Below are 1,565 nucleotides of genomic sequence, written 5' to 3'. Positions count from 1 at the left end.
AAGGGTGCGACCTTTGGTCGCGTTGGGTAAAAAATGCGGATGGTGTAGCGATTGCAGAAAAGCCTGATGCAGATCAATTGACTTGTTGAGTATGGCTGAGTTTTCGGCAGATGCAGGTAAAACGGCGGGTAGGGTTTTTGCAGCGATTTCGTGAAGGTATCACTTCGGCTAAATGTCTTTTTAGGGGGAGAGTTGTCGTGAAGTTGCTTAATTAACTTGCAATGAAATCGCGGTTTTATTGTTCTGGTTTTTCACATAGCTTTTGTCTGTGATCGTTTTTGGTTGCTGTTATTTCAATAAAGATAAAAGGAATTATATGAAGAGCATGTTCAAGGTTCGGCATGTCTGTGCGCTGTTATGGGTTTTCAGTTTAATGCCTGCAGTGGTGCTGGCCGAGCAAAATCCAAATCACATGATATTTGCGTCTGATCCGCAATATCCGTGGACTGAAAAAACGGACAGTGGTGAAGCTGAATCTGAGTCGGAAAAGGAAGCGCGTTCCCGCGCGCTGATCGAAAGCCAGTTTTCGGATATCGCAAACTTTCGCAAAAACTTCAGCATATCTCCGGAACATATTCCGATCATGATCAATGGCGATATAACGGCCTATGGGCATGGGTGGCAGCGGAGTTGGTTGCGACCGGTTTTGAATAAATACTTCGGTGGCAATGTCTTCTACGGCCTCGGTAATCACGACTATGAAAAGAATGATTGTTTTTCTGAAAGTTGTGCTGCAGGTAGTATTACCGATTTCGAAGAGCATCATCGTGGCAAAGTCGGAAATCTAGACCTGAATATAAGCGGTAGTCCGATTAACAGGCTGTTTTCTGGGAGTCTGGCCTACTCCATAGATGTTGGAGATGTACACCTTGTCCAGTTGCACAACGAGCCGACGTATTCGGTATGGATTTCACATTTCTTGAATCCGACGACGTTCGACATCAGGAATTCCCTGGACTGGCTGGAAAAGGATCTGAAGGCGGCGCGTGAGAAGGGACGGATTATTATCCTTAGTATGCATAAGCCTTCTCGCTGGCAGGGTGACGATAAGCAGATCAAGCGATTCACAAAGATCATCGAGGATTACAATGTCACTGCGGTGTTCGCAGGCCATTTGCATACTAGAGCAGGGCGCTTCTGGTGGACGGAAAATTTCGGCAGTGTGCCAGTTTATCTGAGCGGTTCCGCTTCGCAGCAAACTTATCTGATCGCCAGCTTTTCCAAAGACCGGAAGAGTCTGGTCATCAGCAAGGTTGAGAATAATAACTGGCCGAGTCGGGTGGCGGTGGATACGATCCCCGTCAAGTAAGTACAGCAGACTTGCGCGCGAAGACATTCATATTTATCGAGTGTCTCAGGGCGTGAATTCCGGTCATGAAAAGGCCCCGCCAATTTGCATTGGCGAGGCCTTTCATACTTCAAGCGTTGGCCTTACTCGGCCTGCGCCTCTGGTGCTTTTTCCCCATGCGACAAGCTGTAGACATACGCTGCCAGCAAGTGAACCTTGTCGTTGCCCTGCAGTTGTTCCTGCGCCGGCATCTGGCCCTGACGGCCGTAGCGGATGG

Annotated in this window: 1 protein-coding gene and 1 pseudogene; one reads left to right on the top strand and one right to left on the bottom strand. The window is 48.2% G+C overall.

All coding sequences use genetic code 11. The annotated features are described in order from the left end of the window. Positions 1-316 precede the first annotated feature (316 nt). Positions 317-1,309, top strand: coding sequence for a metallophosphoesterase (locus D6877_RS02630; RefSeq protein ID WP_241662838.1), 993 nt, complete (start codon positions 317-319; stop codon positions 1,307-1,309). 122 nt (positions 1,310-1,431) lie between these two features. On the opposite strand, the pseudogene D6877_RS02625 reads toward D6877_RS02630, so the two are convergent. Next, positions 1,432-1,565 (bottom strand): annotated as a pseudogene (locus D6877_RS02625) (cytochrome C oxidase Cbb3); the annotation flags it as partial.

This window comes from Pseudomonas sp. Sample_9, from assembly GCF_004307535.1.
GTDB lineage: Bacteria > Pseudomonadota > Gammaproteobacteria > Pseudomonadales > Pseudomonadaceae > Aquipseudomonas > Aquipseudomonas mercuritolerans.
The sequence above is the reverse complement of the archived record's forward strand: the minus strand, read 5'-3'. Positions and strand labels throughout refer to the sequence as shown.